The organism is Pseudomonas fluorescens, assembly GCF_041354075.1.
Taxonomy (GTDB): Bacteria; Pseudomonadota; Gammaproteobacteria; order Pseudomonadales; family Pseudomonadaceae; genus Aquipseudomonas; species Aquipseudomonas fluorescens_CE.
In genome coordinates this window covers 62,383-89,311 of record NZ_JARZGC010000008.1, presented here as the reverse complement: position 1 = coordinate 89,311, position 26,929 = coordinate 62,383, and the positions used below count along the sequence as shown (strand labels likewise).

Sequence of the window (26,929 nt, the reverse complement as noted above, 5' to 3'; positions counted from 1 at the left end):
GCATTGGTTTTCAGATCAGGTTGGCGATCTTTCTACAAACTGTAGCCCCAGGATGGATACAGGCTCTGGGGCTTACCGGCAGGAATCGCTTACCGTAAACAAAGCGCCTTGACAGCTCACTCGTACAGGGAGATGGTGCCTTTCAGCTGCTCTGCAAACCCGTAGATGTCATCCACGGATGAGATTGCGTGCCGAGTCTCGTTCTTCTCACCGTCGAAGATGCCGATGTACTTTTGGCTACGGTTGAAGTGGAGACGGCAAATTGGTTTGCGATTGTTATCATCGAGTAGAACCCCGAAATAGCTTTGGGTGTCACGATGAACTATCCGCTTGGCATCAACCACCGCCCGCACTATCGCTTTGACGATATGGAATCCTTCTAGCTCATCAAGAGTGGTTTGAACCCTATCCTCATCAGCACCGTCTGCACCCTCGCTATTCGACGCAGGCTGGACGGTAGCCATAGCAAATGAGGGCTCGACGGCGCCGCTCATTGCCGACTTCAAGCGATCATTAATCTGATCGCCTAAGAACTGGATTGCAGCTTTCCGAGTCAAGGAGGTGAACTGCTCCCTTACCTTTTGAGTGATGATCCCGTCGTAAACCCGAGCCGCGAAAAACTTCACAAACTCGTCACTCGGCTGGCTGAACTGTGCAGCCATCTCTTTCTTGATCTGTCCGACGTACTTTAATTCGCCAGCAGCATTGATGATCGAATCAACATCGAAGGCTGACTTGGTGAGTTTCTGAAGCTCCGGTAGGGCATGCTCATCCAAGTCGAGGAGATCCAGCTCCAGAAACGGCTTTTCATCCATTTTATTGGGTGCATCAAGGTCGGTGAAGAACCGATAGACCTGACCATTGGTGAGGATCGAAATACGGGCACTGGTGACGTGGAAGTATCGGAATAGTTGACTGGCGTGGTTGATGTGTAATGACTCACCAATCTTTTTGCACTCGATCAGAATCTGGATTTCGCCATTCTTCATGATGGCGTAGTCGATCTTCTCACCCTTCTTCGTCCCAACATCGCAGACGTACTCTGGTGTCACCTCAGAAGGGTCGAAGACGTCGTAGCCCAGAACCGAGTTGATGAAGGGCATGACGAAGGCGATTTTGGTCGCCTCTTCCGTTTGGATAGCCGGGCCCTGCTGGCGGATTTTTGCGGATAACGCGTTCAGTCGCTCTACGAATTCCATGTCTCGCTCCTCGCTCAGATGCCACATCCTAGTAGCCCGATGCTGTACTGGCAAATGCAGATCACTCATGACCACGCATCAGCAGCCAACATCGACGAAAGCCGGATCGATTGCGATGTCAGTCCAACATGAGGACAGCTTGGAGGAATTACTGGGGAGCGCTAGAATGCTCGGCATAGTGCACCACTTTGGTGTACCTAAACGCTGTCACACTTCGAAATTTTTGACTGACAAATCCTTGTAGATTCAAGGACTTAAAGATAGGAGGCAACCCCACCAGCCACACCCCGGCACACAATGTTCCCGCTGTGGCTGCTGCCTTCCGGCTCTGACCAGGTTCACGGGTAATCGTTGCGGGGGGACCGATGGGGTCACCATAACGACGCCCGCCTGACGGCGAGCCGCGCCATTGTACCTGTCTGCGGCGAAGTTACAACCGTTCGCTGGCATTAAAAAACATGAGTCGCTTCAAGGACATGCAAAAGCGCCCGGTTTACAGGTCCCTGACCACCTCGTCTGCCCTGCCGCCCTCCTGCTGGATCACCAGGTGGATGAAGTGCAGCTTGGCAATCGCCTCCGGCGGTAGCACGAATGGGTAGAAATCCGGCTGGCCCATGCTGCGTGACAGTTCGTTGAGCATGCCCGCCAGTTCGATCCACGCGTTGACGAACGACAGGAACGCTGCACCACCGGGATGCTGCGGGTCGTAGAGGGTGCTGGCGGGAAACGGCTGGTAGTCGAGGTCCATCTCCCGCGCACTCATGCCGAAACCCAGGGCGGTATCCACGGCGTCCATCATGTGCAGGTAGTGCGCCCAGGTTTCGGCCCAGTCTTCCCACGGGTGCATGGTGGCGTAGGCGCTGACGAACCGCTGCTGCCAGTCGGCCGGCGCGCCCTGCTGATAGTGCCGGTCGAGGGCGTCGGCGTAGCTCGCGCGCTCGTCACCGAACACGCGGCGAAACGGCTCCAGCCAGGGGCCGTTGGCGATCAGCCGATCCCAGTAATAGTGGCCCACTTCATGGCGGAAATGCCCGAGCAGCGTGCGATAGGGCTCGTGCATGTTCACCCGGACCTGCTCGCGGTGGGCATCGTCGGCTTCGTTGATGTCGAGGGTGATCAGGCCGTTGGCGTGACCGGTGGTCGGCAGGTTGCCTTCCAGATCGACGCCAATGAAATCGAACGCCAGCCCGCTCTCCTCGTCCAGGGCCTTGGGAATCACCGGCAAGCCCAGGTTGACCAATTGCGCGATCAGCCGCCGCTTGGCGGTCTCGACCTTGAGCCAGCGCTGGTGATTGTCGGCAATGGATAAATCGGGAATGGTGCGGTTCAGACGACAGGCCATGCACAACGCATGATGATCACCGACCGGCACCAGCCAGTTGCAGGCCGCCGCAGAGTCGAGGTTGGCGCAGCGGCGAAAGGCACCCGCGTCTGGGTCGGCGTCCAGGGTCCAGGTATCGGCCTGCGCGCCTGGCTGCAGGGAGGACAAACGGCCACGCTCGGGCTCATAGCCCAGTGCTGCGGAACACGCCAGGCACTGGCTGTTGCGAAAGAACAGCGATTGACCGCAGCGGCACGGCCAGATTTTGCTGTTGCGCGAGCTTTCACCCATGAAGGGCGCCGCGATGCGTGAACTGAGCTGCTCGAAAAAGCGATACATGGCGATCTCTTCCTGGGGTTTGCCAAGACTAGATCATGATGGGCGGTGCATCGTTCCCGCTTTTTCCGTTGTGGCGAAAATCGTCTTCGCGAGCAAGCCCGCTCCCACATGAGAACCCGCCGCCTGGGCCGACTCAGTCAACTGTGGGAGCGGGCTTGCTCGCGAACGCCATCACACGGAAATATCGTGCTCACTCAGGAACGCCACAAACGCCTCTTCATCCAGCACCTTCAGCCCCAGCTCATTGGCCTTGGCCAGCTTCGAACCGGCACCCGGGCCGGCCACCACACAATGGGTCTTGGCCGATACGGAGCCGGCGACCTTGGCGCCCAGGCTTTCGAGTTTTTCCTTGGCCACGTCGCGGCTCATCAATTCCAGCGAACCGGTCAGCACCCAGGTCTGCCCTGCCAGCGGCAAGCCTTCGACGACTTTTTTCTCGCTCAACCAGTGCATGCCAAAATCGCGCAACTGTTGCTCAGCCGCCTGCGCGGCCTGGCGATTCCCGGCCAGCGCAAAAAACTCGCGCACCGCGTTGGCCTGTTTTTCCGGCAAGGCCTGGCGCATGTCCAGCCAATCGGCGTTGAACACCCCCTCCAGCGAACCGAAGCGGTCGGCGAGCTTCTGCGCGCCGCCCGGCCCCACCGACGGGATGTGCAACTTGTCGAGGAAACCACCCAGGGTGGTGCTCGCCGCAAACTCGGCTCCCAGCTCGCCCTGGTCCTGAATCTGCAAGCCATGCTTGAGCAGGTCGGCGATCACCTGGCGGTTGTGATCGTCTTCAAAGAAGCTGTGAATCTCGTGCGCCACTTCCAGCCCAACGTCCGGCAAGTACGTGAGCACCTGCGGCAAGGCCTGTTGCACCCGCGCCAGCGAGCCCAGGGAGCGCGCCAGGACCTTGGCCGTCTCCTCGCCGACATCGGGAATACCGAGGGCGTAGATGAAGCGCGCCAGGCTCGGCCGTTTGCTGTCTTCGATGGCACTGAGCAGCTTCTTGCTCGATAGCTCGGCGAAGCCTTCCAGGTCGACGATGTCTTCGAACTTCAGGGCATACAGATCAGCCGGCGAACTCACCAGACCTTCATCGACCAGTTGCTCCACGCTCTTGTCGCCCAGGCCTTCGATGTCCATCGCACGGCGCGAAACGAAGTGAATGATCGCCTGCTTGAGTTGCGCGCCACAGGCCAGACGCCCGACGCAGCGGTACACCGCGCCTTCGCTGACGGTCTCGCGCCCCTTGCTGCGTTTGACCAGTTGCGTGCGCTCGACGTGGGAGCCGCAGACCGGGCAGTTTTCGGGAATCTGCACGGCGCGTGCGTTTTGCGGACGACGTTCGAGGACCACCTGCACCACTTGCGGAATCACGTCGCCAGCGCGGCGGATGATCACGGTGTCGCCGATCATCAGGCCCAGGCGGGCCACTTCGTCCATGTTGTGCAGCGTCGCATTGGCGACGGTGACGCCGGCAACCTTGACCGGCTTCAAGCGTGCCACGGGGGTCACGGCGCCGGTACGACCGACCTGGAACTCCACGTCGAGCAACTCGGTGAGTTCTTCCATGGCCGGGAATTTGTGGGCGATGGCCCAGCGCGGCTCGCGGGCGCGGAAACCCAGCTCACGCTGCGAGGCAATGCTGTTGACCTTGAACACCACGCCGTCGATTTCATAGGCCAGGCCGTTGCGGCGCTCACCGATGTCGCGGTAATAATCCAGGCACTCGTCGATGCCATGCGCCAGTTTCAGCTCGCGGCTGATCGGCAGGCCCCAGGCTTGCAACTGTTTGAGGTTGCCGATGTGGGTCTCGGCGATGTCGGCAGAAATCTGGCCGATGCCGTAGCAGCAGAACTCCAGCGGGCGATTGGCGGTGATCTTCGAATCCAGCTGCCGCAGGCTGCCCGCCGCCGCGTTGCGCGGGTTGGCGAAGGTCTTGCCACCGGCCTCCAGTTGCGTGGCGTTCAGGCGTTCGAAACCGGCCTTGGACATGAACACTTCGCCGCGCACTTCCAGGGTGGCCGGCCAGCCGCTGCCCTGCAGTTTCAGCGGGATATTGCGCACGGTACGCACGTTGACGCTGATGTCTTCGCCGGTGGTGCCGTCGCCGCGTGTCGCGCCGCGCACCAGCACGCCGTCCTGATAAAGCAGGCTGACCGCCAGGCCATCGAGCTTCGGTTCGCAGCTGTACTCCACCGCTGCGCCACCGCCGAACAAGTCACCAGCCGGCAAGTCGAGGCCTTCGGTCACCCGACGATCAAACTCGCGCATGTCGGTTTCTTCGAAAGCGTTGCCAAGGCTGAGCATCGGCACTTCGTGGCGCACCTGGGTGAACGCCGACAGCGCCGCGCTGCCAACACGCTGGGTCGGCGAGTCGCTGGTGATCAGTTCGGGGTTGGCCGCTTCGAGGGCCTTGAGCTCGTGGAACAGGCGGTCATATTCGGCGTCCGGAATGCTCGGCTCGTCCAGCACGTGGTAGCGGTAGTTGTGCTGATCCAGTTCAGCGCGCAGCTCTAGAATGCGGTTTTTGGCGGCGGTCATGGGTGTTCTCTCATAAAGCAAAAGAGCAGCCGAAGCTGCTCCATATCAATGCGGCGCGGGCAGGAGCATCGATGGCTCCTGCCAATCAGCGCTTCTGGGTCAGTGCGCGACGCTCGAACTCGACGATGCGCTGACGGTAATGCTCGATGGTCTGAGCGGTCAGCACGCTGCGCTGGTCGTCCTTGAGTTCGCCATTGAGTTCCTGGGACAGCTTGCGCGCCGCCGCGACCATCACGTCAAAGGCCTGCTTCGGATGACGCGGGCCCGGCAGGCCGAGGAAGAAGCTCACGGCCGGGGTGCTGAAGTGGTCGATGTCGTCCAGGTCGAAGACGCCCGGCTTGACCGCATTGGCCATGGAGAACAACACCTCGCCATTGCCGGCCATGCTCTCGTGGCGGTGGAAGATGTCCATTTCGCCAAAGCGCAGACCGCTTTCGAGGATGTTCTGCAGCAGCGCAGGCCCCTTGAAGCCGGCCGCGTCGCGGCAGATCACGCTGATCACCAGCACTTCTTCGGCTTGCGGCTGTTCCTTGTCGCCCAGCGCAGGCGAGGATTTGCCGTCATCCGGGAAATCGTCGTCACGGCTGTTGAAGCTCGGGCCGCCATCCAGGTCAAGGCTGAGGTTCATGTCGCCCTGGGAGGGTTCGCCATGACCACGCTTGCCGCGTTTGGAACCTGTTTCACGAGGTTCACGGGCGGGCATGCTGACCGACGGCAAATCGTGCTCGTCCAGTTGCGGTTCTTTATGGGTATCCAGAACGCGGGGCGGCCCCAGCAGCTCGGCGTTGCCGTCGTCATCCGGCAAATTGGACAGACTTCGATCAAGACGGAATTTCAGTTTCCCCTTGCCGCCGCGCATCCGGCGCCAGCCATCAAAAAGAATACCGGCAATGACAATGATGCCGATGACGATCAGCCACTCGCGCAGACCGATTTCCATGTAATCCCGTGCCTCTATAAAAAATGCTGAAAAATAAGGGGTTTACAACTGGTAAACCGCTTTAAAACGTGGCGCCAACTCTATGTTCTGACAGGCGTTTTGCCCACGTATACGAAAAATTGACATTAAACTAGCACGACCAAAGACAACTTTACACCGTCTGTCACCATGGCTTGCGCGATTATGTCGATTTGCCAGCAAGTCGATGCCCTCAGAAAAGCCCTACGGACAAAAAATAGCCTTGCGACCTACGCCGACTCAGGCGTCCACCATCGCCATCGCCTCCTCGACATCCACCGCCACCAGACGCGAACATCCCGGTTCGTGCATCGTCACCCCCATCAACTGATCGGCCATTTCCATGGCGATCTTGTTGTGGGTGATATAGATGAACTGCACCGTCTGCGACATCTCCTTCACCAAGCGTGCGTAGCGTCCAACGTTAGCGTCATCCAGTGGCGCATCCACTTCATCGAGCATGCAGAACGGCGCCGGATTCAACTTGAAGATGGCAAAAACCAGGGCCAATGCGGTCAGGGCTTTTTCGCCACCGGAGAGCAAATGGATGGTGCTGTTCTTCTTTCCAGGCGGGCGCGCCATGATCGTCACCCCTGTATCGAGTAGATCTTCGCCCGTCAGTTCCAAATACGCGCTGCCGCCACCGAAAACTTTTGGAAAAAGTGCCTGTAAACCGCCATTGATCTGATCAAAGGTATCCTTGAAGCGGTTGCGGGTTTCCTTGTCGATCTTGCGGATCACGTTCTCGAGGGTGTCCAGCGCTTCCACCAGATCGTCGTTCTGCGCATCCAGATAACGTTTACGCTCCGATTGTTGCTGGTATTCATCGATGGCCGCGAGGTTGATCGCGCCAAGGCGCTGAATCCGTGCGGCGATGCGCTCGAGTTCTTCCTCGGCGTCCTTCTCGTTGGCCTCGGCCGCGAGGGTGGCGAGCACACCGTGCAGGTCGTAGCCGTCTTCGAGCAACTGGTCTTCCAGGGCCTTGCGACGCACGGTCAGGGCTTGCCACTCCATGCGCTGGGATTCCATCTGGCCACGGATCAGCTGCGATTGCTGCTCGGCCTGGTTACGGCGCTTCTCGGCGTCGCGCAATTCGCGGTCGGCATCTTCCAGGGCGATCTGCGCGGTCTTGAGCTCCTCATCGACGCTCATGCGCTTGTCGAGCAACTCTTCGAGCTTCAAGCGCAGCTCTTCCAGCGGCGCCTCGCCCTCCTCCAGATTGAGGCTCAGTTGTTCGCGCTTTTCGGTCAGGCGTTCGGACTGCATTTCCAGGCGTTCCAGCGCCTGACGCGTCGAGTCGTGCTGCGCCTTGAGCGAGCCCAGGCGCACTGCCAGTTGGTGCGCATGATCCTTGTGCTGCCGTGCTTCCTGACGCACGCGGTCCAGGCGTTCGCGCAGGCTGTCGCGCTGGGCCAGCAGCAGTTCGCGCTGCTCGGTGTCCAGCGCCATGGCATCCAGCGCGTCCTGCAATTGCAGGCGCGCTTCGCCGATGTTCTCGTGTTCCAGCTCGCGCTGCTCGGCCAGTTCGGCCAGCTCTTCGTCGAGCCGCGTGCGACGCAACGTCAGTTGCTCGGCCTTGGCCTTGCCCGCCGACAATTGAGCCTTGAGTTCACCCTGCTGACGCGCTTCGTCCTGCAACAGGCGGCGCAGATGTTCGCGCCCGTTCTCCTGCTGACGCTGTTGCGCGCGCAGGTTCTGCAGTTGCGTTTCGAGGGTTTCGACCGCCGCTTCGCGTTCTTCGCGCTCAAGCCCCAGTTGCTGGATTTCCTGACCACGGGCCAGCACGCCGCTTTCCGCCTCGCTGGCCCGGCGCACGCGCAGGAAATGCCGACCAACCCAGTAACCGTCACGGCTGATCAGGCTTTGCCCGACCGCCAACTGCCCACGCAGCGCCAGGGCCTGCTCAAGGCTGTCGACCGGCTTGACCTGCCCCAGCCATGGCGACAGGTCGATTGACGCCTCGACCTTGTCGAGCAGGCTGCCGGGCACGCGCACGCCATCACTGGCGGGGCTCAACAAGCGCAAATCGCCCTGGCTGAAACCGGCAAGGTCGACGCCCGCGAAATCATCCACCAGCACCGCCTGCAGGTCGGCGCCGAGGACGGTTTCCACCGCCAGCTCCCACCCGGCGTCCACTTTCAGGCCTTCGGCCAGGCGCGGACGATCCGCGAGGTGTTGTTCGCGCAGCCACTGTGCCGTGCCGGTGCCCGGATCCAGCGCAGCCTGCTGCAGGGCCTCGAGCGAAGCCAGTCGGCCATTGAGGCGCTGCAAGTCGCCCTGAGCCTGTTGCTGCGCCGACAAGGTCTGCTGCAATTGCTGACGCAGTTGCTCAAGGCGTTCGACCTGGGCTTCTTCACTGGCCTGCAGATCTTCCAGCGTCGCCTCACTCGCCGCCAGTTGTTCGTTGAGCTCCATGATCGCCGCGTCTTCGGGGTCCGCCGACAGCAAGTCGCGCTCCTCCCCCAGACGCTTCTGCCGGTCGGCCAGGCGCTCCAGGCTGGTTTCCAGCTGCTGGATCCGCGCCTGCTGAACCTCGGACTGGCGGCGCGGTTCGGCGGCCGTCAGGTTGAACGTATCCCACTGCTCCTGCCAGCCGTGCATGGTGGTTTCGGATTCTTCCAGCGCGGCGGCGGCTTCTTCGGCGGCAGCGCTGGTGACTTCCTGCTCCGGGGTAAGCATGTCCAGTTCTTCGCCCAGGGTCAGCAGCAGGGTGCGGTCGTGGCCCAGGTGCGACTCGGTTTCCAGGCGCGCGCGCTCGGCTTCCTTCAAGTCGTCCTGCAATTGGCGCAGGCGTTGCTGGCCGTGCTGGATGCTCTGCTCGACCCGGGCGATGTCACCGCCGACCGAATAGAAGCGCCCCTGTACCAGGTTGAATCGCTCCGACAGGTCATGGTGCCCGTCACGCAGGCGTTCGATGCTCGCGTCGGCGTTTCGCTGCTCGGCCACCAGCGCCTCGAAGGTGACCTCCTGGTTGCCGATGACCACTTCGCGCTGACCGACCTGCTCGTTCAGCGCCTGCCAGCGCAGGGCCGATAACTGGGCCTTGAGCTGACGCTCCTCGCCCTTGTATTCCTGATACTTTTTCGCGGACTCGGCCTGGCGGTGCAGACGTTCGAGCTGACGCTCCAGTTCTTCGCGCAGGTCGGTCAGGCGGGCGAGGTTCTCGTGGGTGCGGCGAATGCGGTTTTCGGTCTCGCGCCGGCGCTCCTTGTACTTGGAGATCCCCGCCGCTTCCTCGATGAAGTTGCGCAGGTCTTCGGGCTTGGCTTCGATCAGCTTGGAAATCATCCCCTGCTCGATGATCGAGTAGCTGCGCGGGCCCAGGCCGGTGCCGAGGAAAATATCGGTGATGTCACGACGGCGGCATTTGGCGCCGTTGAGGAAGTAACTGTTCTGGCTGTCGCGGGTGACCTTGCGGCGAATGGAGATTTCCGCGTAGGCGGCGTATTCGCCGATCAAGGTGCCGTCGGAGTTATCGAACACCAGCTCGATGCTGGCCTGGCTGACCGGCTTGCGACTGGTCGAGCCGTTGAAGATGACGTCGGTCATCGACTCGCCGCGCAGGTTCTTGGCCGAGCTCTCGCCCATCACCCAGCGCACGGCGTCGATGATGTTCGACTTGCCGCAACCATTGGGCCCGACCACCGCCGCCATGTTGCTGGGGAAGTTCACCGTGGTCGGGTCGACGAAGGACTTGAACCCCGCCAGCTTGATGCACTTGAGCCGCACGCTCAGGCGTCCGTCAGGGCGGAAATCACCAGATCGCAACTGCGCTGGCCATAAGCCGTCAGCACTTCGCGGATCTGTGGGAAATCGCGGGCGATCACCGCCGCGAGCAGTTGTTCGAACAACGCCAGGTACTCGCTCATCGAGGCCTTGCGTTGGTCCAGCGCGAGAAAGTACGCACGGCTCATGGCCGGCTGCAGATTCTCGACGGTTTCCTGCAAATACGGGTTGTCGGCGAAGGGATAAGCCGCCCGCATCACGTTGAAACTGTCATCGACGAAGGCGCGGATGTCCTGGCGCTCGTAGCTGCCTTGCAGGCGCTGCTGGATCTGCAGGAACGGCGCCAAATCAGCCTGGACCTGCCAGCCCTTGGCCACGGCATTGCCGAGCAGGATGTACAGCTCGCCCATCAGGGTGCACAGGCTGCGCACTTTGTGGGCAGTAAGTTCGGTGACGTGCGCGCCGCGTCGCGGCAAGATCGCGATCAGGTGACGACGTTCGAGGATCAGCAAGGCTTCGCGGACCGAGCCGCGGCTGACATTGAGGGCCAGCGTGACCTTCTGTTCCTGGATGCGCTCTCCAGGCTTCATTTCGCCACGAATGATGCGCTCGGCGAGGTGGTGAGCGATTTGCTCGGCGAGGCTGTCCGGCGCCTTGAACGTCATGGTTGTCCCTTCAAACTCTTCGATCTGCACAAGCGGCGCAGTGTAGCGCACATGAAGGGTCATGGCGGAGTGCCCGCACAGCGGTTTTTGGCACGAAACCCGCAAAAAAGCAGGCAGGTGCTTCAGGGTCAATACTGAAGGAACGTGCTGTTGATCGACAAAATGTTATTTCCTGACCTTTAAGTCAGAAAATCATTGACCCAAAAGTCAGAACTGATAAATTCGGTTCAAGTCGCTTAACAACAATAATGAATCTGCGAGGCCTTCCGTGATCCAGTTTTTACTCAACCAGGAACTCCGAACCGAGCACGCCCTGGACCCGAACCTGACCGTGCTCAACTACTTGCGCGAGCACGTGGGCAAACCCGGCACCAAGGAGGGCTGCGCCAGCGGAGACTGCGGCGCATGCACCGTGGTGGTCGGCGAGTTGCAGGCGGATGCGGCGGGCCGCGAGCACATTCGCTATCGCAGCCTTAATTCCTGCCTGACCTTCGTTTCGTCGCTGCACGGCAAGCAATTGATCAGCGTCGAAGACCTCAAGCACCAGGGCCAACTGCACAGCGTGCAAAAAGCCATGGTCGAATGCCACGGCTCGCAGTGCGGCTTCTGCACCCCGGGTTTCGTGATGTCGCTGTTTGCCCTGCAAAAGAACAGCGATGCGCCCGATCAGCACAAGGCTCACGAGGCCCTGGCCGGCAACCTGTGCCGCTGCACCGGCTATCGGCCGATCCTGCAGGCCGCCGAGCAGTCCTGCTGCGGCGAGCAACCCGATCAGTTCGATGCCCGGGAAACCGAGACCATCGCACAGCTGAAAGCCATCGCCCCCACTGACATCGGCGAACTCAACAGTGGCGACAAGCGCTGCCTGGTGCCACTCACCGTGGCCGACCTGGCGGACCTCTACGATGCCTATCCGCAGGCCCGCCTGCTGGCCGGCGGCACCGACCTGGCACTGGAAGTCACGCAGTTCCACCGCACCCTGCCGGTGATGATCTACGTGGGCAACGTCGCCGAGATGAAGCGCATCGAACGCTTTGACGATCGCCTGGAAATCGGTGCCGCCACCGCCCTCTCCGACTGTTATGAAGCGCTGAAGGCCGAGTACCCGGACTTTGGCGAATTGCTGCAACGCTTCGCCTCCCTGCAGATCCGCAACCAGGGCACCCTGGGCGGCAACATCGGCAACGCCTCGCCCATCGGCGACTCGCCACCGCTGCTGATCGCCCTCGGCGCGCAGATCGTGCTGTGCAAGGGTGAAACCCGCCGCACCCTCGATCTCGAAGATTACTTCATCGATTACCGGGTCACGGCGCGCCAGGAAAGCGAGTTCATCGAGAAGATCATCGTGCCGCGCGCCAGTGCCGAGCGGTCGTTCCGCGCCTACAAGGTTTCCAAACGCCTGGACGATGACATTTCCGCCGTCTGCGCCGCATTCAACCTGCGTGTGGAAAACGGCGTGATCGGCGACGCACGCGTCGCCTTCGGTGGCATGGCCGCCATCCCCAAACGTGCGGCCCACTGTGAAGCCGTACTGGTGGGCCAGCCGTTCAACAACGCCGTGCTCGAACGTGCCTGCGCCGCGTTGGCCGAGGACTTCACCCCGCTCTCGGATTTCCGCGCCAGCAAGGAATACCGCCTGCTCAGCGCCCAGAACTTGCTGCGCAAATACTTCATCGAACTGCAAACGCCGCACATCGAGACTCGGGTGACCGCTTATGTCTAACCATCACGCCGTAGAAAAGACCCAGGCCGAACTGGCTGAACTGTTCGCCCAGGACCTGAGCACTGGAGTCGGGCGCAGCGTCAGGCACGACAGCGCCGCCAAGCATGTGTCCGGTGAAGCGCAGTACATCGACGACCGTCTGGAATTCCCAAACCAACTGCACGTTTATGCGCGACTGTCGGATCGCGCCCACGCCCGGATCATCAGCATCGACACCGCGCCGTGCTACGCCTTCGAGGGTGTGCGCATCGCCATCACCCACCAGGACGTACCGGGCCTCAAGGACATCGGCCCGCTGCTGCCGGGCGACCCGCTGCTGGCCATCGACACCGTACAATTCGTCGGGCAGCCCGTGGTCGCCGTCGCCGCCAGGGACCTGGAAACCGCACGCAAGGCCGCCATGGCCGCGATCATCGAATATGAAGACCTGGAACCGGTACTCGATGTGGTCGAAGCGCTGCGCAAGCGCCATTTCGTGCTCGACAGCCACACCCACCAGCGCGGCGATTCGGCCGGCGCACTGGCCACCGCCGAGCATCGCATCCAGGGCACGCTGCACATTGGTGGCCAGGAGCACTTTTACCTGGAAACCCAGATCTCCTCGGTGATGCCGACCGAAGACGGCGGCATGATCGTCTACTGCTCCACGCAAAACCCCACCGAAGTGCAGAAACTGGTGGCCGAAGTGCTCGACGTGTCGATGAACAAAATCGTCGTCGACATGCGCCGCATGGGCGGCGGTTTCGGTGGCAAGGAAACCCAGGCCGCAAGCCCGGCCTGCCTGTGCGCGGTCATCGCCCACCTCACCGGCCAGCCGACCAAGATGCGCCTGCCCCGGGTCGAAGACATGCTGATGACCGGCAAGCGCCACCCGTTCTATGTCGAATACGACGTCGGCTTCGACAGCACCGGTCGCCTGCATGGCATCGCCCTGGAACTGGCGGGCAACTGCGGTTGCTCACCGGACCTCTCGGCCTCGATCGTCGACCGGGCGATGTTCCACTCCGACAACTCGTATTACCTGGGCGATGCCACCATCAACGGTCATCGCTGCAAGACCAACACCGCATCGAACACCGCTTACCGTGGTTTCGGCGGCCCCCAGGGCATGGTCGCCATCGAGGAAGTGATGGACGCCATCGCCCGCCACCTGGCCCTCGACCCGCTGGCCGTGCGCAAGGCCAACTATTACGGCAAGACCGAGCGCAACGTCACCCACTACTACCAGACCGTCGAGCACAACATGCTCGAGGAAATGACCGCAGAACTGGAAGAAAGCAGCCAGTACGCCGAGCGCCGCGAAGCGATCCGCCGCTACAACGCCAACAGCCCGATCCTGAAAAAAGGCCTGGCGCTGACTCCAGTGAAATTCGGCATTTCCTTCACCGCCAGCTTCCTCAACCAGGCCGGTGCGCTGGTGCATGTCTACACCGACGGCAGCATCCACCTCAACCACGGCGGCACCGAGATGGGCCAGGGCCTCAACACCAAGGTCGCGCAAGTCGTGGCCGAAGTGTTCCAGGTTGAAATGGACCGCGTGCAGATCACCGCGACCAACACCGACAAGGTGCCAAACACCTCGCCGACCGCCGCGTCCAGCGGGGCCGACCTGAACGGCAAGGCCGCGCAGAACGCCGCCGAAACCATCAAGCAGCGCCTGGTGGAATTCGCCGCGCGCCAATACAAGGTCAGCGAAGAGGACGTGGTTTTCCACAACGGCCACGTGCGGGTGCGCGATCACATCCTGACGTTCGAGGCGCTGATCCAGCAGGCCTATTTCGCCCAGGTCTCGCTGTCGAGCACCGGTTTCTACAAGACCCCGAAAATCTACTACGACCGCAGCCAGGCCCGGGGTCGTCCGTTCTACTACTTCGCCTTCGGTGCGGCGTGCTGTGAAGTGCTGGTCGACACCCTGACCGGTGAATACAAGATGCTGCGTACCGACATCCTGCATGACGTCGGCGCCTCGTTGAACCCGGCCATCGACATCGGCCAGGTCGAGGGCGGGTTCATCCAGGGCATGGGCTGGCTGACCATGGAAGAGCTGGTGTGGAACAACAAGGGCAAGCTGATGACCAACGGCCCGGCCAGCTACAAGATCCCGGCCGTGGCGGACATGCCGCTGGACCTGCGGGTCAAGCTGGTGGAAAACCGCAAGAACCCGGAAGACACGGTGTTCCACTCCAAGGCTGTGGGCGAACCGCCGTTCATGCTCGGCATTGCTGCGTGGTGCGCGATCAAGGATGCCGTGGCCAGCCTCGGCGATTACCGGCACCAACCGAAGATCGACGCCCCGGCCACCCCGGAGCGGGTGTTGTGGGGGTGTGAGCAGATGCGGCAGTTGAAGGCGGTGAAGCCTGTAGATGCTGAAGCCGAGTTGGCTCCGCTCTGAGACCGAGGTGAGGCCTTCGCGAGCAAGCCCGCTGCCACAGGGGAATGCATTCCAAATGTGGGAGCGGGCTTGCTCGCGAAGAGGCCGGTACAAACAACAACGATGTCGAGGTGAACATGTACAACTGGATCGACGCCCTCGCCGACCTGCAAAACCGTGGTGAGCCCTGCGTGCTGGTGACCATCATCGAAGAGCTCGGCTCGACGCCGCGCAATGCCGGCTCGAAAATGGTCATCAGCGCCAGCCAGGCCTTCGACACCATCGGTGGCGGGCACCTGGAATACAAGGCCATGCAGATCGCCCGGGACATGCTCGCCAGCGGCCGCCAGGACACCCATCTGGAGCGTTTCAGCCTGGGCGCCAGCCTCGGCCAGTGCTGCGGCGGCGTCACCGTGCTGCTGTTCGAACCCATGGGCCAGGTCCAGGCGCAGATCGCCGTGTTCGGCGCCGGCCATGTCGGTCGCGCGCTGGTGCCGCTGCTTGCCAGCCTGCCCTGCCGCGTGCGCTGGATCGACTCGCGGGACAGCGAGTTTCCCGAACAGATCCCCCACGGCGTGCGCAAGATCGTCAGCGAAGAACCGGTGGACGAAATCGACGACCTGCCCGCCGGCAGTTACTGCATCGTCATGACCCACAACCATCAACTTGACCTCGAACTGAGCGCCGCGATCCTCAAACGCAACGACTTCACCTACTTCGGCCTGATCGGATCGAAGACCAAGCGGGTGAAGTTCGAACACCGCCTGCGCGACCGGGGTTTCGACAGCAGCGTGCTGCAACGCATGCGCTGCCCGATGGGCATCGGCGAAGTCAAAGGCAAATTGCCGGTGGAAATCGCCGTCTCCATCGCCGGTGAAATCATCGCCACCTACAACGCGAATTTCGGCCAGCAAACCGCTCGCGCCGAACCGATCGCCAAACTGCTGCCCGCCTCGCGCCGCAGCCAAACCGCACACTTGAAAGCTTCGAACTGAGAACCTTATGCCTCTGACTCGCAAAGCCTACCGCGCCGCCATCCTGCACAGCATCGCCGACCCTGCCGACGTCGGGATCGAAGCCTCCTACGCGTATTTCGAGGACGGTTTGCTGGTGGTCGACAACGGCCAGATCAGCGCCCTCGGCCATGCCAGCGACCTGCTGCCGACCCTGCCGACCGACATCGAGATCACCCACTACCAGGACGCGCTGATCACCCCCGGCTTCATCGACACCCATATCCACCTGCCGCAGACCGGCATGGTCGGCGCCTACGGCGAGCAACTGCTGGACTGGCTCAACACCTACACCTTCCCCTGCGAAAGCCAGTTCGCCGACAAGGCCCATGCCGATGAAGTCGCGGACATTTTCATCAAGGAACTGCTGCGCAACGGCACCACCACCGCTCTGGTGTTCGGCAGCGTGCACCCGCAGTCGGTGAACTCGTTCTTCGAGGCCGCGGAAAAACTCGACCTGCGCATGATCGCCGGCAAGGTGATGATGGATCGCAATGCGCCGGACTACCTGACCGACACCGCCGAATCCAGCTACGTCGAGAGCAAGACGCTGATCGAGCGCTGGCACGGCAAGGGTCGTCTGCACTACGCGGTCACCCCGCGCTTCGCCCCGACCAGCACCCCGGAACAACTGACCCTCGCCGGGCAGTTGCTCAGCGAATACCCGGGCCTGTACATGCAGACCCACATCAGCGAGAACCTCAAGGAAGTCGAGTGGGTCAAGGAGCTGTTCCCCGAGCGCAAGGGCTACCTCGACGTCTACGATCACTACCAGTTGCTGGGCGAGCGCTCGGTGTTTGCCCACGGCGTGCACCTGTGCGACGACGAATGCGCGCGCCTGGCGCAAAGCGGGTCGGCGGTTGCCTTCTGCCCGACCTCGAACTTCTTCCTCGGCAGCGGCTTGTTCAACCTGCCGATGGCCGAGAAGCATAAACTGAACGTCGGCCTGGGCACGGATGTCGGCGGCGGCACCAGTTTCTCACTGCTGCAGACCCTGAACGAGGCGTACAAGGTCATGCAGTTGCAAGGTGCGCGCCTGAGCCCGTTCAAGTCGCTATACCTGGCCACCCTCGGCGGCGCGCGCGCCCTGCGCCTGGAAGAGCGGATCGGCAACCTGCAACCGGGCAGTGATGCCGATTTCCTGGTGCTGGACTACAACGCCACGCCGCTGCTGAGTTACCGCTTGAAGCAGGCGAACAACATCGCCGAGACCTTGTTCGTACTGATGACCCTGGGGGATGACCGTACGGTGGCGCAGACCTATGCGGCGGGGAACCTGGTACATCAGCGCTAAGCAATCGCGAGCAGGCTCGCTCCCACAAGGATCACACTATCCCTGTGGGAGCGAGCCTGCTCGCGATGAAGGCAACTCAGCTCACAGCTTGGCCGAACGCCCCGGCTTCTTACTCTGCAGCAAATGCGAGAACACCGCATGCAGATCATCGGACGCGCCTTCCTCGTCGAGGTTGAGCTTGCTGTCGATGTGATTCATGTGGTGCATCATCAGGTCGACCGCCCGCTCGCTGTTGCGCGCTTCGATGGCGTCGATCAGTTGGGTGTGTTCATCGTAGGAACAGTGGGAGCGGTTGCCGCTTTCGTACTGGGCGATGATCAGCGAGGTCTGGGACACCAGGCTGCGCTGGAAACTGATCAGTGGCGCATTCTTCGCGGCCTCGGCCAGTTTCAGGTGGAATTCGCCCGACAGGCGGATGCCCGCACCGCGATCACCACGGGAAAAACTGTCGCGCTCGTCATTGACCATCTGCCGCAACTCGGCGATGTCTTCGGCGCTGGCGTGCTGCACCGCCAGTTCGGTGATCGCGCGCTCGACCAGACGCCGGGCGAAGAACACCTGGCGCGCCTCATCGACACTCGGGCTGGCCACTACCGCACCGCGATTCGGTCGCAGCAGCACGACGCCTTCATGGGCCAGACGCGACAAGGCGCGGCGGATGATGGTACGACTGACCCCGAAAATTTCCCCCAGCGCTTCTTCGCTCAACTTGGTGCCGGGCGCCAGGCGCTGTTCAAGGATGGCCTCGAAGATATGCGCGTAGACGATATCGTCCTGGGTTCCGCTGCGGCCGGCTTTAGCGGCTCGCGGTTGTTTCTTGAGGGGCTGCAACTGTTCGTTCATGGGTACTCGGGTCGGGAGAACGGCGGCGAATTGACTGGAAAACAGGGCGATTGTACACAATGGCCGGTGGCAACACACTGTACGGCTGTTTGTCCCTGCCGCTGTATGGCAATGCCTGTTTGCGTTTGAGTTTAGGCTTGAACGCAGAATCCGCGATTTCTGTGGGAGCGGGCTTGCTCGCGATAGCGGTGTGCCAGCCGATGTCGATGCCGAATGTACAGACGCCTTCGCGGGCAAGCCCGCTCCCACAGGGTTCAGCGGGGATTTCCCCACCGACGCTCATCATCAGGAACACCGCTGTCATGACCGACGCCACACACGCCCCACTGCGCCCACTGGCCGATACTTCGCCTTCGGCCATCGTCGCCGGGTTCATCGCCATGATGACCGGCTACACCAGTTCGCTGGTGCTGATGTTCCAGGCCGGGCAAGCGGCAGGCCTGAGCAGCGGGCAGATTTCTTCGTGGATCTGGGCCATCTCGATCGGCATGGCGGTGTGTTCGATCGGCCTGTCCCTGCGTTATCGCACACCGATCACCATTGCCTGGTCGACCCCCGGCGCGGCGCTGCTGATCACCAGCCTCGGCGGCGTGACCTACGGCGAGGCCATCGGTGCCTACGTGACCTGCGCGGTGCTGGTGACGATCTGCGGGTTGACCGGCAGCTTCGAACGCCTGGTGAAAAAGATCCCGGCGTCGCTGGCCGCCGCGTTGCTGGCGGGCATCCTGTTCAAGATCGGCAGTGAAATCTTTGTCGCCGCCCAGCATCGCACGGGCCTGGTACTGGGCATGTTCTTCACTTACCTGGTGGTCAAGCGCCTGTCGCCGCGCTACGCGGTACTCGCCGCGCTGCTGATCGGCACCGCGCTGTCGGGGTTGATGGGCCTGCTGGATTTCAGCGCCTTTCACCTGGAAGTGGCCACGCCGGTCTGGACCACGCCGCATTTCTCCCTGGCCGCGACCATCAGCATCGGCATCCCGTTGTTCGTGGTGGCGATGACCTCGCAGAACATGCCGGGGATCGCCGTACTGCGCGCCGACGGTTACCACGTACCGGCTTCGCCCCTGATCACCACCACCGGCATCGCCTCGCTGCTGCTGGCGCCCTTCGGTTCCCACGGCATCAACCTGGCGGCCATCAGTGCGGCCATCTGCACCGGCCCGCATGCCCATGAGGATCGCAACAAACGCTACACGGCAGCGGTGTGGTGCGGCGTTTTCTACGGGATCGCCGGTGTGTTCGGCGCGACGCTGGCGGCGCTGTTTGCCGCCCTGCCCAAGGAACTGGTGCTGTCGATTGCCGCACTGGCGCTGTTCGGGTCGATCATCAATGGCCTGAGCATCGCCATGACCGAAGTGAAGGAACGTGAGGCGGCGCTGATCACCTTCATGGTCACGGCGTCGGGGCTGACACTGTTTTCCATCGGCTCGGCGTTCTGGGGGATTGTGGCGGGGGTGGTGACGCTGGTGATCCTGAACTGGCGCAAGGCCTGAGCGTCCAGCCAGACAAAAAAACGGCGACCCATGGGTCGCCGTTTTTCATGACATCAGGCTTTCGGATTGATCGGCTTTTCCGGGTACCAGACGTCGATCAGCGGGCTGACGGTGACTTCGGTCAGTTCGCTGCGGCCCTTGAGCCAGGCTTCCACAGCGGCACGCTGCTCTTCGGACACCGAACCACGCTTCTGCAGGCAAACCAGACCGAAGTCATCGCCGCCGACATAGCCCAGGCCGTTGGCTTCCATGGCTTCTTTGAGGAACGCGTCGAGGAAAGCATCAATGGCTTCATCAGCCAGATCGTCCTTGAAATCCAGGTTCAGTTCGAAACCCAGCTCTTGAAATTCATCGACGCACAGCTTTTTGCGCAGACGCTGGGAACGGTTAGTCGCCATTGGAACAATCCTCATAACATAAGTAATAACGGCCGGCACTTTAGCAGTTTAAGCGGGCGATTGCCCGGATCTCTGGGCATGACCCGTGACCGCCTGTAAAAAAATAGCGAATCAGAGGCTCCGCGCGGGGCACAAGCGGTTGTACCTTGGGGCATAATGCCGACACTTTCATGTCACCGAGGGACTTTATTTTCATGCCCTCACCTTTTTTCCCCTCGCCTGCAGGGTCTTATTTCAGATGATCAAATCTTTGCGTCCATTGTTGCTGGCCAGTCTTCTCCTCCCCCTGGCCCTCCCCGTATCCGCCGCCACCATCAACACCGCGCTGACGCCAAACGTCGAAAAGGCCCTGAAGGCCAGCAAGCTGCCGGACAACGCCCTGTCGCTGGTGATGGTCCCGCTCAACGGGCCGGGCACCCCGACCATTTACAACGCGGATGTCTCGGTCAACCCCGCTTCCACCATGAAGCTGGTGACCACCTACGCGGCCCTGGAAATGCTCGGCCCCAACCACCAGTGGAAAACCGAGTTCTACACTGACGGCACCCTCAGTGGCGGCATCCTCAACGGCAACCTTTACCTCAAGGGGGGCGGCGATCCGAAGCTGAACATGGAAAAGCTCTGGCTGTTGATGCGCGACCTGCGCGCCAACGGCGTGACCCAGGTCACCGGCAACCTGGTGCTGGATCGCGGCTTCTTCGTACAGCCGCAATTGCCCGAGTTCAACGACGACGGCAACGACGAGAACAAACCCTTCCTGGTCAAGCCCGACTCGCTGCTGGTCAACCTCAAGGCCCTGCGCTTCGTCGCCCGCAACGACAACGGGCGGGTGCTGGTGTCGGTGGAGCCACCGATCGCCAGTATCCGCATCGAAAACCAGGTCAAGGCCCTCAATGGCAAGCAATGCACCGGCGGTGTGCGCTACAACCCGGTGACCCAGCCGGATGGCTCCGTCACCGTGACCGTCGGCGGTCAACTGGGCGATGGCTGCAGCTCGCAGACCTACCTGTCGTTGCTGGATCATGCCACCTACACCGCCGGTGCCGTGCGCGCGATCTGGAAGGAGTTGGGCGGCAGCATCCAGGGCAAGGATGTGCTGGCGTCTACGCCCAAGGATGCCAAGGTCGTGGCTCGCGCCTTCTCCCCTGACCTGGCGGAGATCATCCGCGACATCAACAAATACAGTAACAACACCATGGCCCAGCAGCTGTTCCTGAGCCTGGGCCAGAAATTCCGCACCGACGCCGATGGCGACGATGCCAAGGCCGCCCAGCGCGTGGTGCGTCAATGGTTGGCGAAAAAAGGCATCACCGCGCCGCACCTGGTGATGGAGAACGGTTCCGGCCTGTCGCGATCCGAACGTGTCAGCGCCCGGGAAATGGCGGCGATGCTGCAAGCCGCATGGCGCAGCCCGTACGCGGCGGAGTTCATCAGTTCGATGCCGATTGCCGGGACCGACGGCACCATGCGCAAGCGCCTCAAGACCACCGCCATGCGCGGTGAAGCCCACGTCAAGACCGGCACGCTGAACACCGTGCGCGCGATCTCCGGCTACAGCCGTGACGTCAATGGCAATACCTGGGCGGTGGTGGCGATCCTCAACGACAAGGCGCCGTTTGGCGCGTCGTCGGTGCTCGATCAGGTGTTGCTGGACCTGTATCGCCAACCGAAACTGCCTGAGACGGCTTCGGTGCTGTAACCCGATTTTCGATACACCGGAATCAAATGTGGGAGCGGGCTTGCTCGCGATGGCGTTGGATCAGTCGACATATGTATTGACTGATCCACCGCCATCGCGAGCAAGCCCGCTCCCACAGGGTTCTGCGTGCTCCCTTAGTTCATCTCGCCTTCAACCCGATCCCGACCGGCCTGCTTCGCCGCGTAGACGCCCGAGTCGGCACGCAGCAGCAGCGCGTCCGCGCCCTCGCCTGGCCGCCAACTGGCGATGCCGAAACTGGCGGTGACGATGCCGACGTCGTCGATCGGCGTACTGCGCAGCCCTTGCCACAATTCCAGCGCCAGTCGATAGGCGCTCTCGCCGTCGATGTCCGGGCAAAGCACCATGAACTCTTCACCGCCCAGGCGACAGAACACGTCCGTGCGCCGCAGCCGGTGACCGATGCGCTCGCAGACTGCCTGTAACACCCGATCACCGACCGCATGGCCGTGCTGATCATTGATGCGCTTGAAGTGGTCGATGTCGAGCATGATCACCGACAACTCGCCGCCGCCCCGCTCGACCCTGGCCATTTCGGTGGTCAGGCGCTCCTGAAAGTAGCGGCGGTTGTGGATGCCGGTCAGCGAATCGGTGATCGACAGCGCCCGCAACTCTTCTTCCACGCGCTTAAGGTCGGAAATGTCGGAGATGTAACCGTGCCAGAGCACACCGCCACCGGGCAATTCTTCGGGCGTCGCCTCGCCACGCACCCAGCGCAGGCCACGGGTGGGCAGCAGCACGCGGTATTCCTCGCGCCAGGGGCTGAGCGTGTCCGCCGAGGCCCGGATCGAGGAGCGAACCCGCGAAGTGTCCTGGGGATGAATGCGGGTGAAGATCGACTCGGCGTCGAGCAGCAGCACCTCGGGCTCGAGTTCGTAGATCTCGCGGATGCCATCACTGGCATAGATCACACTGAAACGACCGTCGAACTCCATCTTGAACTGGTAGATCCCGCCGGGCAGATGGGCGCTGAGCTTCTTCAGCAACAGGTCCCGCGCCGCCAGTGCCTCATGCACGCGCTTGCGCTCGGTGACGTCGATGCAGATTGCCAGGTGCCCGACCCACAGGCCTTGCTCGTCGAGCACCGGTGTCGCCAGCATGTTCACCGTCAGGTGGCTGCCGTCGCTGCGCACCAGCGTCCACTCCCGCGACTCGTGCCTACCCTCTTCGCCGCCTTCCACCAGCATCGCTTGGCACGTCGGGATCGGCTTGCCGTAACGGGCGCTCAACTGCACCGAACGCGCTTCCAGCTCCCGGGGCAGCAGCAGGTTTTCCAGGGTCATATGCCCGACTACATTGTGGCTGGCGTAGTCGAGCATCTGCTCGGCCCCGGCATTGAAGTTGCTGATCACACCCCGCAGGTCGGTGGCGATGATCGCGACCTGAGTCGCGGCGTTCAGGATGCCCCGCAACTGGCCGTGGGTGCCACGCAGTTCCTGCTCCCGGGCACGCAGTTCCTCGGTGCGTTGCTCGACCATTGTCAAGGCGCGCTGGCGCTGGCTGACCAGTACATAGAGCAGCGCACTGAGCAACAGGCTCAGCAGGCCGCCGAGGATCACCAGGCTGCTCACCGAAGAATGGTTGGCCTTCAGGAATGCCTCGCTGGGCTGGATATCGACCTGATAATCATGGTCGGCCAACTGCAGCTCGCGGGTCGCGGTCAACTCGCTGTCGGCAGGCCCGCTGGGGGATTCGTAGAGCACTTCGTGCTGGTCATCGGTGGACAGGTCGAGGATGCGCACCGACAGGTAATCGCGACTGGGTTCCGGCAGGTCATCCGCCAGCAACTGGCGCATGCTGATCACCGCCATCACATAACCGAACGGCTTGCTGGCGGGACTGCTGTTGCGCAGGATCACCGGCGCCACCAGCAGTACGCCCCGCGCATAAGCCGGCTCGATACCGACCAGGTGCATCGGTTGCGAGACGGCCATTTGCCCATGTGCATCGGCCCGGTCGAGGGTGGCGCGCCGCAGGGGCTGGGCCAGCAAATCGTAACCCAGTGGCACGGGGAGTTTGCTTTGGGTCTCGCTGTAGAGCACCGGCACGTACTCATCACGCTCGGCCGCCAGTTGCAGCTGGCCATCGGCGTTGAGCTCGCGAACGGTGAATTGCGGCAGGCCCTCGGCCCGCACCTGGCGCTCGAACTCGGCACGATCGGCACCCTTCACCCTCAAGGCGAAGGAGTACGCCTGGGTCCGGCGCAGCAGAGGTTTGGTGTAGCCGTTGAATTCGTCGCGCTGGATCGAATCGGAGTTGATGAAAAACCGGCGCAGCCCGTCCAGGCGCTGTTCCTGATCTTCAAAGCGTTCGGTGATGCGGCTGTAACGTTCACTGGCCAGCAGTTGAAAACGCTGGTGCAGTTGTTGGTCGAACAGATTCAGGGTCGACCAGGCGAGCATACCGGTGAGAACCCCGCCGACGACCAATACCAGCAACGCGACCAGCCAGGCCGAAGCGTCTTCACTGATAAAGCCCAGAATCCTGGGGCGCACGAAGTACAACGACATAAAGGCCACTCAAAACGCCAGGTGCTGAAAACGCGCATTGGCCATGTATTGAGTTATAGCTATTAGCCATCAATTTGACCACCCCCTGCCGTCAGACAGTTGGGCCATCCGTAACGGCCACACATCTTGAACGTTCGATGTCCACTGTAGGAGCTGGCTTGCCAGCGAAAAAACCGAGAGCGCTGCGGTGTGTCAGGTTACCAGCGTTATCGTTAAGGATCTTTCGCGAGCAAGCTCGCTCCTACAGGGGGAGAGGTGATTAACGTGCCATGATTTTCCAGGCGCGGTGGATCTTGGCATTACGGGCAAAATCCGGATCGATGGTCTGGGCCGTGATCTCCTCGACCGCGTAACGCTCGGCGAGGTTGGGCTCCAGTTCGAACTTGCGGAAGTTGTTGGAGAAATACAGCACGCCTCCCGGTGCCAGTCGGGCCATGGCCAGGTCGATCAACTGCACCTGGTCGCGCTGCACGTCGAACACCCCTTCCATACGCTTGGAGTTGGAGAACGTCGGCGGGTCGATGAAAATCAGGTCGTACTCGTCACGACTGGCTTCGAGCCAGGCCATGACATCGCCCTGCTCCAGGCGGTTCTTGTCGGAGAAACCGTTCAACGACAGGTTGCGCCGCGCCCAGTCGAGGTAGGTTTTCGACAGGTCGACACTGGTGGTGCTGCGCGCGCCGCCCTTGGCCGCATGGACACTGGCGGTCGCGGTGTAGCAGAACAGATTGAGGAAACGCTTGCCGGCGGCCTCTTTCTGAATGCGCATGCGCATTGGCCGGTGGTCGAGGAACAGCCCGGTATCGAGGTAGTCGGTGAGGTTGACCAACAGCTTGATCCCGCCTTCGTTGACCTCGACGAACTTGCCCTGGGCGGCCTGACGTTCGTACTGCTTGGTGCCGCTCTGGCGCTCGCGACGCTTGACCACCACGCGGCTCTTGTCGATGTTCAGGGCCTGCGGAATCGCCGCCAGTGCGTCGAACATGCGCGCCGAAGCTTTTTCCGGGTCGATGGATTTTGGCGCAGCGTATTCCTGAACGTGGACCCAATCCTGATACAGGTCGATGGCCATCGAATATTCCGGCATGTCGGCATCGTAGACGCGGTAGCAGTCGATGCCTTCTCGCTTGACCCACTTGCCCAGCGCCTTGAGATTTTTCTGCAGGCGGTTGGCGAACATCTGCCCGCCTTCGCTCAAGCGCGGTTGCTCGATCACCACCGGTGCCGGTTTGATCGGGTTGCCGTTCTTGTTGTACTGGCGCTCCTGCGGCACGTCCGGGGTTTGATCGTAGGCGGCCTGCTCGCGCTCGACCTGGCGCTGCTCCGGGGTGCGACGCTCGCCAGTGACGAACTGGTCCGGGGTGACCTTGATCAGCAACAGCTTGCACGGCAATGCACCGTTCCAGAACGAATACTGCTTGTGGCTGCGGATCCCCATGCGCTTGCCCAGGTCCGGGGCGCCGGTGAACACCGCCGCTTCCCAGTTCAGGCAGGCCTGGCGCAGGCGCTCGCCGAGGTTCTGGTAGAGATAGAGCAGACTCGCCTCGTCCCCCAGACGCTCGCCGTACGGCGGGTTGCAGATGACCAGGCCTTTCTGGTTCTGGTCGGGACGCGGTTCGAAGGTGCCGACTTCGCCCTGGTATATCTTGATCCAATCGCTCAGGCCGGCACGCTCGACGTTGTTGCGGCCCGGCTGAATCAGGCGCGGGTCGGCTTCATAGCCGCGAATCCACAGCGGTGGCTTGGCCAGCCCGGCAGCGGCGCGCTCAATGGCTTCTTCATGGAGCTTTTTCCACAGCGCCGGAACGTGACCGAGCCAGGCGGTGAAACCCCATTGCTCGCGGCGCAGGTTCGGTGCCATGTCGGCGGCGATCATCGCGGCTTCGACGAGGAAGGTACCGACGCCGCACATCGGGTCGGCCAGCGCGCCGCCTTCGGCCGCAATGCGTGGCCAGCCGGAGCGGATCAGTACGGCTGCCGCGAGGTTTTCCTTGAGCGGCGCCGCGCCTTGCTGCAGGCGATAACCGCGCTGGTGCAGGCTGTGGCCCGAGAGATCGAGGGAGAGGATCGCTTCGCCACGGTCCAGGCGCAGGTGAATGCGCAGGTCCGGGTTGAGCTTGTCGATGGATGGCCGATCGCCTTGCGGCGTACGCAGTTTGTCGACAATGGCGTCCTTGACCTTCAAGGCGCCGAAGTGGGTGTTGTCGATACCCGAGCCGTGGCCGCTGAACTCGACGGCCAGGGTGCCGTCGCTGAGCATGTGATCCTGCCAGTCGATATCGAGCACGCCGTGGTACAGGTCCTCGGCGTTTTTCATCGGGAAACGCTTGAGCACCAGCAGCACCCGGTTCGCCAGTCGCGACCACAGGCACAGACGGTAGGCGGTTTCCATGGACGCCATGCCGCGCACGGCAGAGGTGTGTTCGCGCGCGTCTTCAAGGCCAAGCCCGACGGCTTCCTCGATGAGCAGGCCTTCAAGGCCTTTGGGGCAAGTGAGGAAGAGTTCGAAACGATCGGACATGGTAATTCCAGAGCCTTTGGCTAGTGGACCGACAACGCATTGCCGGCCCGGTTTTCAATCAGGCGCTTTTCTGAAAGAGCGCCCGCGTGGCACGAAGGTGTGCCGTCCCATCCGTGCTGCTCGGGTCAGATGAGCTTAGATGCAAGGACAGATAAAAAAGTTGATGCAACAAAATGTCATAACGCGACCCTTCGTCGCATAGCACCCGATTTAACGAGAGCCGCTCTCACCAGAAGATTAACCTCATCATCTCGTGGAGGGCTGATCATACAGGGGTTTGCGCAAGAAACAGGCAACAAACATCGAGTT

At 61.9% G+C, this 26,929-nt stretch carries 17 protein-coding genes and 1 other RNA gene; 6 read left to right on the top strand and 12 right to left on the bottom strand.

The annotated features are described in order from the left end of the window. Nucleotides 1–116: 116 nt before the first annotated feature. From QIW53_RS12875 to QIW53_RS12845, 7 genes are all read right to left on the bottom strand, one after another. Nucleotides 117–1,199, bottom strand: a complete 1,083-nt coding sequence (locus QIW53_RS12875; RefSeq protein WP_371049987.1) for a type I restriction endonuclease — start codon at nucleotides 1,197–1,199, stop codon at nucleotides 117–119. Between the two features lie 271 nt (nucleotides 1,200–1,470). Beyond that, nucleotides 1,471–1,567, bottom strand: an RNA gene (gene ffs, locus QIW53_RS12870) — signal recognition particle sRNA small type. A 125-nt stretch (nucleotides 1,568–1,692) separates the two neighbouring features. Beyond that, entirely contained in the window at nucleotides 1,693–2,859 is a 1,167-nt protein-coding gene (locus tag QIW53_RS12865; RefSeq protein ID WP_371049986.1) for a zinc-binding metallopeptidase family protein, read from the bottom strand. A 171-nt stretch (nucleotides 2,860–3,030) separates the two neighbouring features. Then, the gene (gene ligA, locus QIW53_RS12860; RefSeq protein ID WP_371049985.1) at nucleotides 3,031–5,388 is read right to left on the bottom strand and encodes an NAD-dependent DNA ligase LigA; all 2,358 of its coding nucleotides are present in this window, start codon (nucleotides 5,386–5,388) and stop codon (nucleotides 3,031–3,033) included. An 85-nt stretch (nucleotides 5,389–5,473) separates the two neighbouring features. After that, nucleotides 5,474–6,328 (bottom strand): cell division protein ZipA, encoded by an 855-nt coding sequence (zipA, locus tag QIW53_RS12855; protein ID WP_371049984.1) that lies wholly within the window; start codon nucleotides 6,326–6,328, stop codon nucleotides 5,474–5,476. A gap of 258 nt (nucleotides 6,329–6,586) precedes the next feature. Further along, a complete protein-coding gene (gene smc, locus QIW53_RS12850; RefSeq protein WP_371049983.1) occupies nucleotides 6,587–10,075 on the bottom strand; it encodes a chromosome segregation protein SMC in 3,489 nt (1,162 codons plus the stop codon). A 2-nt stretch (nucleotides 10,076–10,077) separates the two neighbouring features. Beyond that, nucleotides 10,078–10,737 (bottom strand): GntR family transcriptional regulator, encoded by a 660-nt coding sequence (locus QIW53_RS12845; protein ID WP_371050141.1) that lies wholly within the window; start codon nucleotides 10,735–10,737, stop codon nucleotides 10,078–10,080. A gap of 268 nt (nucleotides 10,738–11,005) precedes the next feature. Between QIW53_RS12845 and xdhA the strand changes: the two genes are divergently transcribed. The 4 genes from xdhA to guaD all read left to right on the top strand — a co-directional run bounded on the left by xdhA (nucleotide 11,006) and on the right by guaD (nucleotide 17,138). After that, nucleotides 11,006–12,460 carry a xanthine dehydrogenase small subunit gene (gene xdhA, locus QIW53_RS12840; protein ID WP_371049982.1) on the top strand — a complete coding sequence of 485 codons (1,455 nt, stop codon included), beginning with the start codon at nucleotides 11,006–11,008 and terminating at the stop codon, nucleotides 12,458–12,460. After that, complete coding sequence (xdhB, locus tag QIW53_RS12835) at nucleotides 12,453–14,852, top strand: xanthine dehydrogenase molybdopterin binding subunit (RefSeq protein WP_371049981.1); 2,400 nt, start codon at nucleotides 12,453–12,455, stop codon at nucleotides 14,850–14,852. The genes xdhA and xdhB overlap by 8 nt, the downstream gene beginning before the upstream one ends. Nucleotides 14,853–14,968: 116 nt before the next feature. Beyond that, nucleotides 14,969–15,826, top strand: a complete 858-nt coding sequence (gene xdhC, locus QIW53_RS12830; RefSeq protein WP_371049980.1) for a xanthine dehydrogenase accessory protein XdhC — start codon at nucleotides 14,969–14,971, stop codon at nucleotides 15,824–15,826. 7 nt (nucleotides 15,827–15,833) lie between these two features. Continuing rightward, nucleotides 15,834–17,138, top strand: a complete 1,305-nt coding sequence (gene guaD / locus QIW53_RS12825) for a guanine deaminase (protein WP_371049979.1) — start codon at nucleotides 15,834–15,836, stop codon at nucleotides 17,136–17,138. 81 nt (nucleotides 17,139–17,219) lie between these two features. Here guaD and QIW53_RS12820 read toward each other — a convergent pair whose 3' ends face one another. Both QIW53_RS12820 and QIW53_RS12815 read right to left on the bottom strand, forming a co-directional pair. Further along, entirely contained in the window at nucleotides 17,220–17,981 is a 762-nt protein-coding gene (locus QIW53_RS12820) for a GntR family transcriptional regulator (protein ID WP_371049978.1), read from the bottom strand. Then, complete coding sequence (locus QIW53_RS12815; RefSeq protein WP_371049977.1) at nucleotides 17,935–18,285, bottom strand: hypothetical protein; 351 nt, start codon at nucleotides 18,283–18,285, stop codon at nucleotides 17,935–17,937. Before QIW53_RS12815 ends, QIW53_RS12820 begins: the two co-directional genes overlap by 47 nt. Between QIW53_RS12815 and QIW53_RS12810 the strand changes: the two genes are divergently transcribed. Further along, nucleotides 18,284–19,474 carry a benzoate/H(+) symporter BenE family transporter gene (locus tag QIW53_RS12810; protein ID WP_371049976.1) on the top strand — a complete coding sequence of 397 codons (1,191 nt, stop codon included), beginning with the start codon at nucleotides 18,284–18,286 and terminating at the stop codon, nucleotides 19,472–19,474. The genes QIW53_RS12815 and QIW53_RS12810 overlap by 2 nt on opposite strands. A gap of 53 nt (nucleotides 19,475–19,527) precedes the next feature. Here QIW53_RS12810 and QIW53_RS12805 read toward each other — a convergent pair whose 3' ends face one another. After that, nucleotides 19,528–19,872, bottom strand: a complete 345-nt coding sequence (locus QIW53_RS12805) for a YggL family protein (protein ID WP_201189426.1) — start codon at nucleotides 19,870–19,872, stop codon at nucleotides 19,528–19,530. Nucleotides 19,873–20,110: 238 nt separating this feature from the next. Between QIW53_RS12805 and dacB the strand changes: the two genes are divergently transcribed. After that, nucleotides 20,111–21,571 carry a D-alanyl-D-alanine carboxypeptidase/D-alanyl-D-alanine endopeptidase gene (gene dacB, locus QIW53_RS12800; RefSeq protein WP_371049975.1) on the top strand — a complete coding sequence of 487 codons (1,461 nt, stop codon included), beginning with the start codon at nucleotides 20,111–20,113 and terminating at the stop codon, nucleotides 21,569–21,571. 134 nt (nucleotides 21,572–21,705) lie between these two features. On the opposite strand, the gene QIW53_RS12795 is transcribed toward dacB, so the two are convergent. After that, nucleotides 21,706–24,099 (bottom strand): sensor domain-containing diguanylate cyclase, encoded by a 2,394-nt coding sequence (locus QIW53_RS12795; RefSeq protein WP_371049974.1) that lies wholly within the window; start codon nucleotides 24,097–24,099, stop codon nucleotides 21,706–21,708. A 259-nt stretch (nucleotides 24,100–24,358) separates the two neighbouring features. Then, nucleotides 24,359–26,620 carry a bifunctional 23S rRNA (guanine(2069)-N(7))-methyltransferase RlmK/23S rRNA (guanine(2445)-N(2))-methyltransferase RlmL gene (gene rlmKL / locus QIW53_RS12790; RefSeq protein WP_371049973.1) on the bottom strand — a complete coding sequence of 754 codons (2,262 nt, stop codon included), beginning with the start codon at nucleotides 26,618–26,620 and terminating at the stop codon, nucleotides 24,359–24,361. Nucleotides 26,621–26,929: the final 309 nt, after the last annotated feature.

Coding starts and splice junctions, on each gene's coding strand:
- QIW53_RS12875 (WP_371049987.1), bottom strand. CDS start 1,199: ATGGAATTCGTAGAGCGACTGAACGCGTTATCCGCAAAAATCCGCCAG.
- QIW53_RS12865 (WP_371049986.1), bottom strand. CDS start 2,859: ATGTATCGCTTTTTCGAGCAGCTCAGTTCACGCATCGCGGCGCCCTTC.
- ligA (WP_371049985.1), bottom strand. CDS start 5,388: ATGACCGCCGCCAAAAACCGCATTCTAGAGCTGCGCGCTGAACTGGAT.
- zipA (WP_371049984.1), bottom strand. CDS start 6,328: ATGGAAATCGGTCTGCGCGAGTGGCTGATCGTCATCGGCATCATTGTC.
- QIW53_RS12845 (WP_371050141.1), bottom strand. CDS start 10,737: ATGACGTTCAAGGCGCCGGACAGCCTCGCCGAGCAAATCGCTCACCAC.
- xdhB (WP_371049981.1), top strand. CDS start 12,453: ATGTCTAACCATCACGCCGTAGAAAAGACCCAGGCCGAACTGGCTGAA.
- xdhC (WP_371049980.1), top strand. CDS start 14,969: ATGTACAACTGGATCGACGCCCTCGCCGACCTGCAAAACCGTGGTGAG.
- guaD (WP_371049979.1), top strand. CDS start 15,834: ATGCCTCTGACTCGCAAAGCCTACCGCGCCGCCATCCTGCACAGCATC.
- QIW53_RS12820 (WP_371049978.1), bottom strand. CDS start 17,981: ATGAACGAACAGTTGCAGCCCCTCAAGAAACAACCGCGAGCCGCTAAA.
- QIW53_RS12810 (WP_371049976.1), top strand. CDS start 18,284: ATGACCGACGCCACACACGCCCCACTGCGCCCACTGGCCGATACTTCG.
- QIW53_RS12815 (WP_371049977.1), bottom strand. CDS start 18,285: ATGACAGCGGTGTTCCTGATGATGAGCGTCGGTGGGGAAATCCCCGCT.
- QIW53_RS12805 (WP_201189426.1), bottom strand. CDS start 19,872: ATGGCGACTAACCGTTCCCAGCGTCTGCGCAAAAAGCTGTGCGTCGAT.
- dacB (WP_371049975.1), top strand. CDS start 20,111: ATGATCAAATCTTTGCGTCCATTGTTGCTGGCCAGTCTTCTCCTCCCC.
- QIW53_RS12795 (WP_371049974.1), bottom strand. CDS start 24,099: ATGTCGTTGTACTTCGTGCGCCCCAGGATTCTGGGCTTTATCAGTGAA.
- rlmKL (WP_371049973.1), bottom strand. CDS start 26,620: ATGTCCGATCGTTTCGAACTCTTCCTCACTTGCCCCAAAGGCCTTGAA.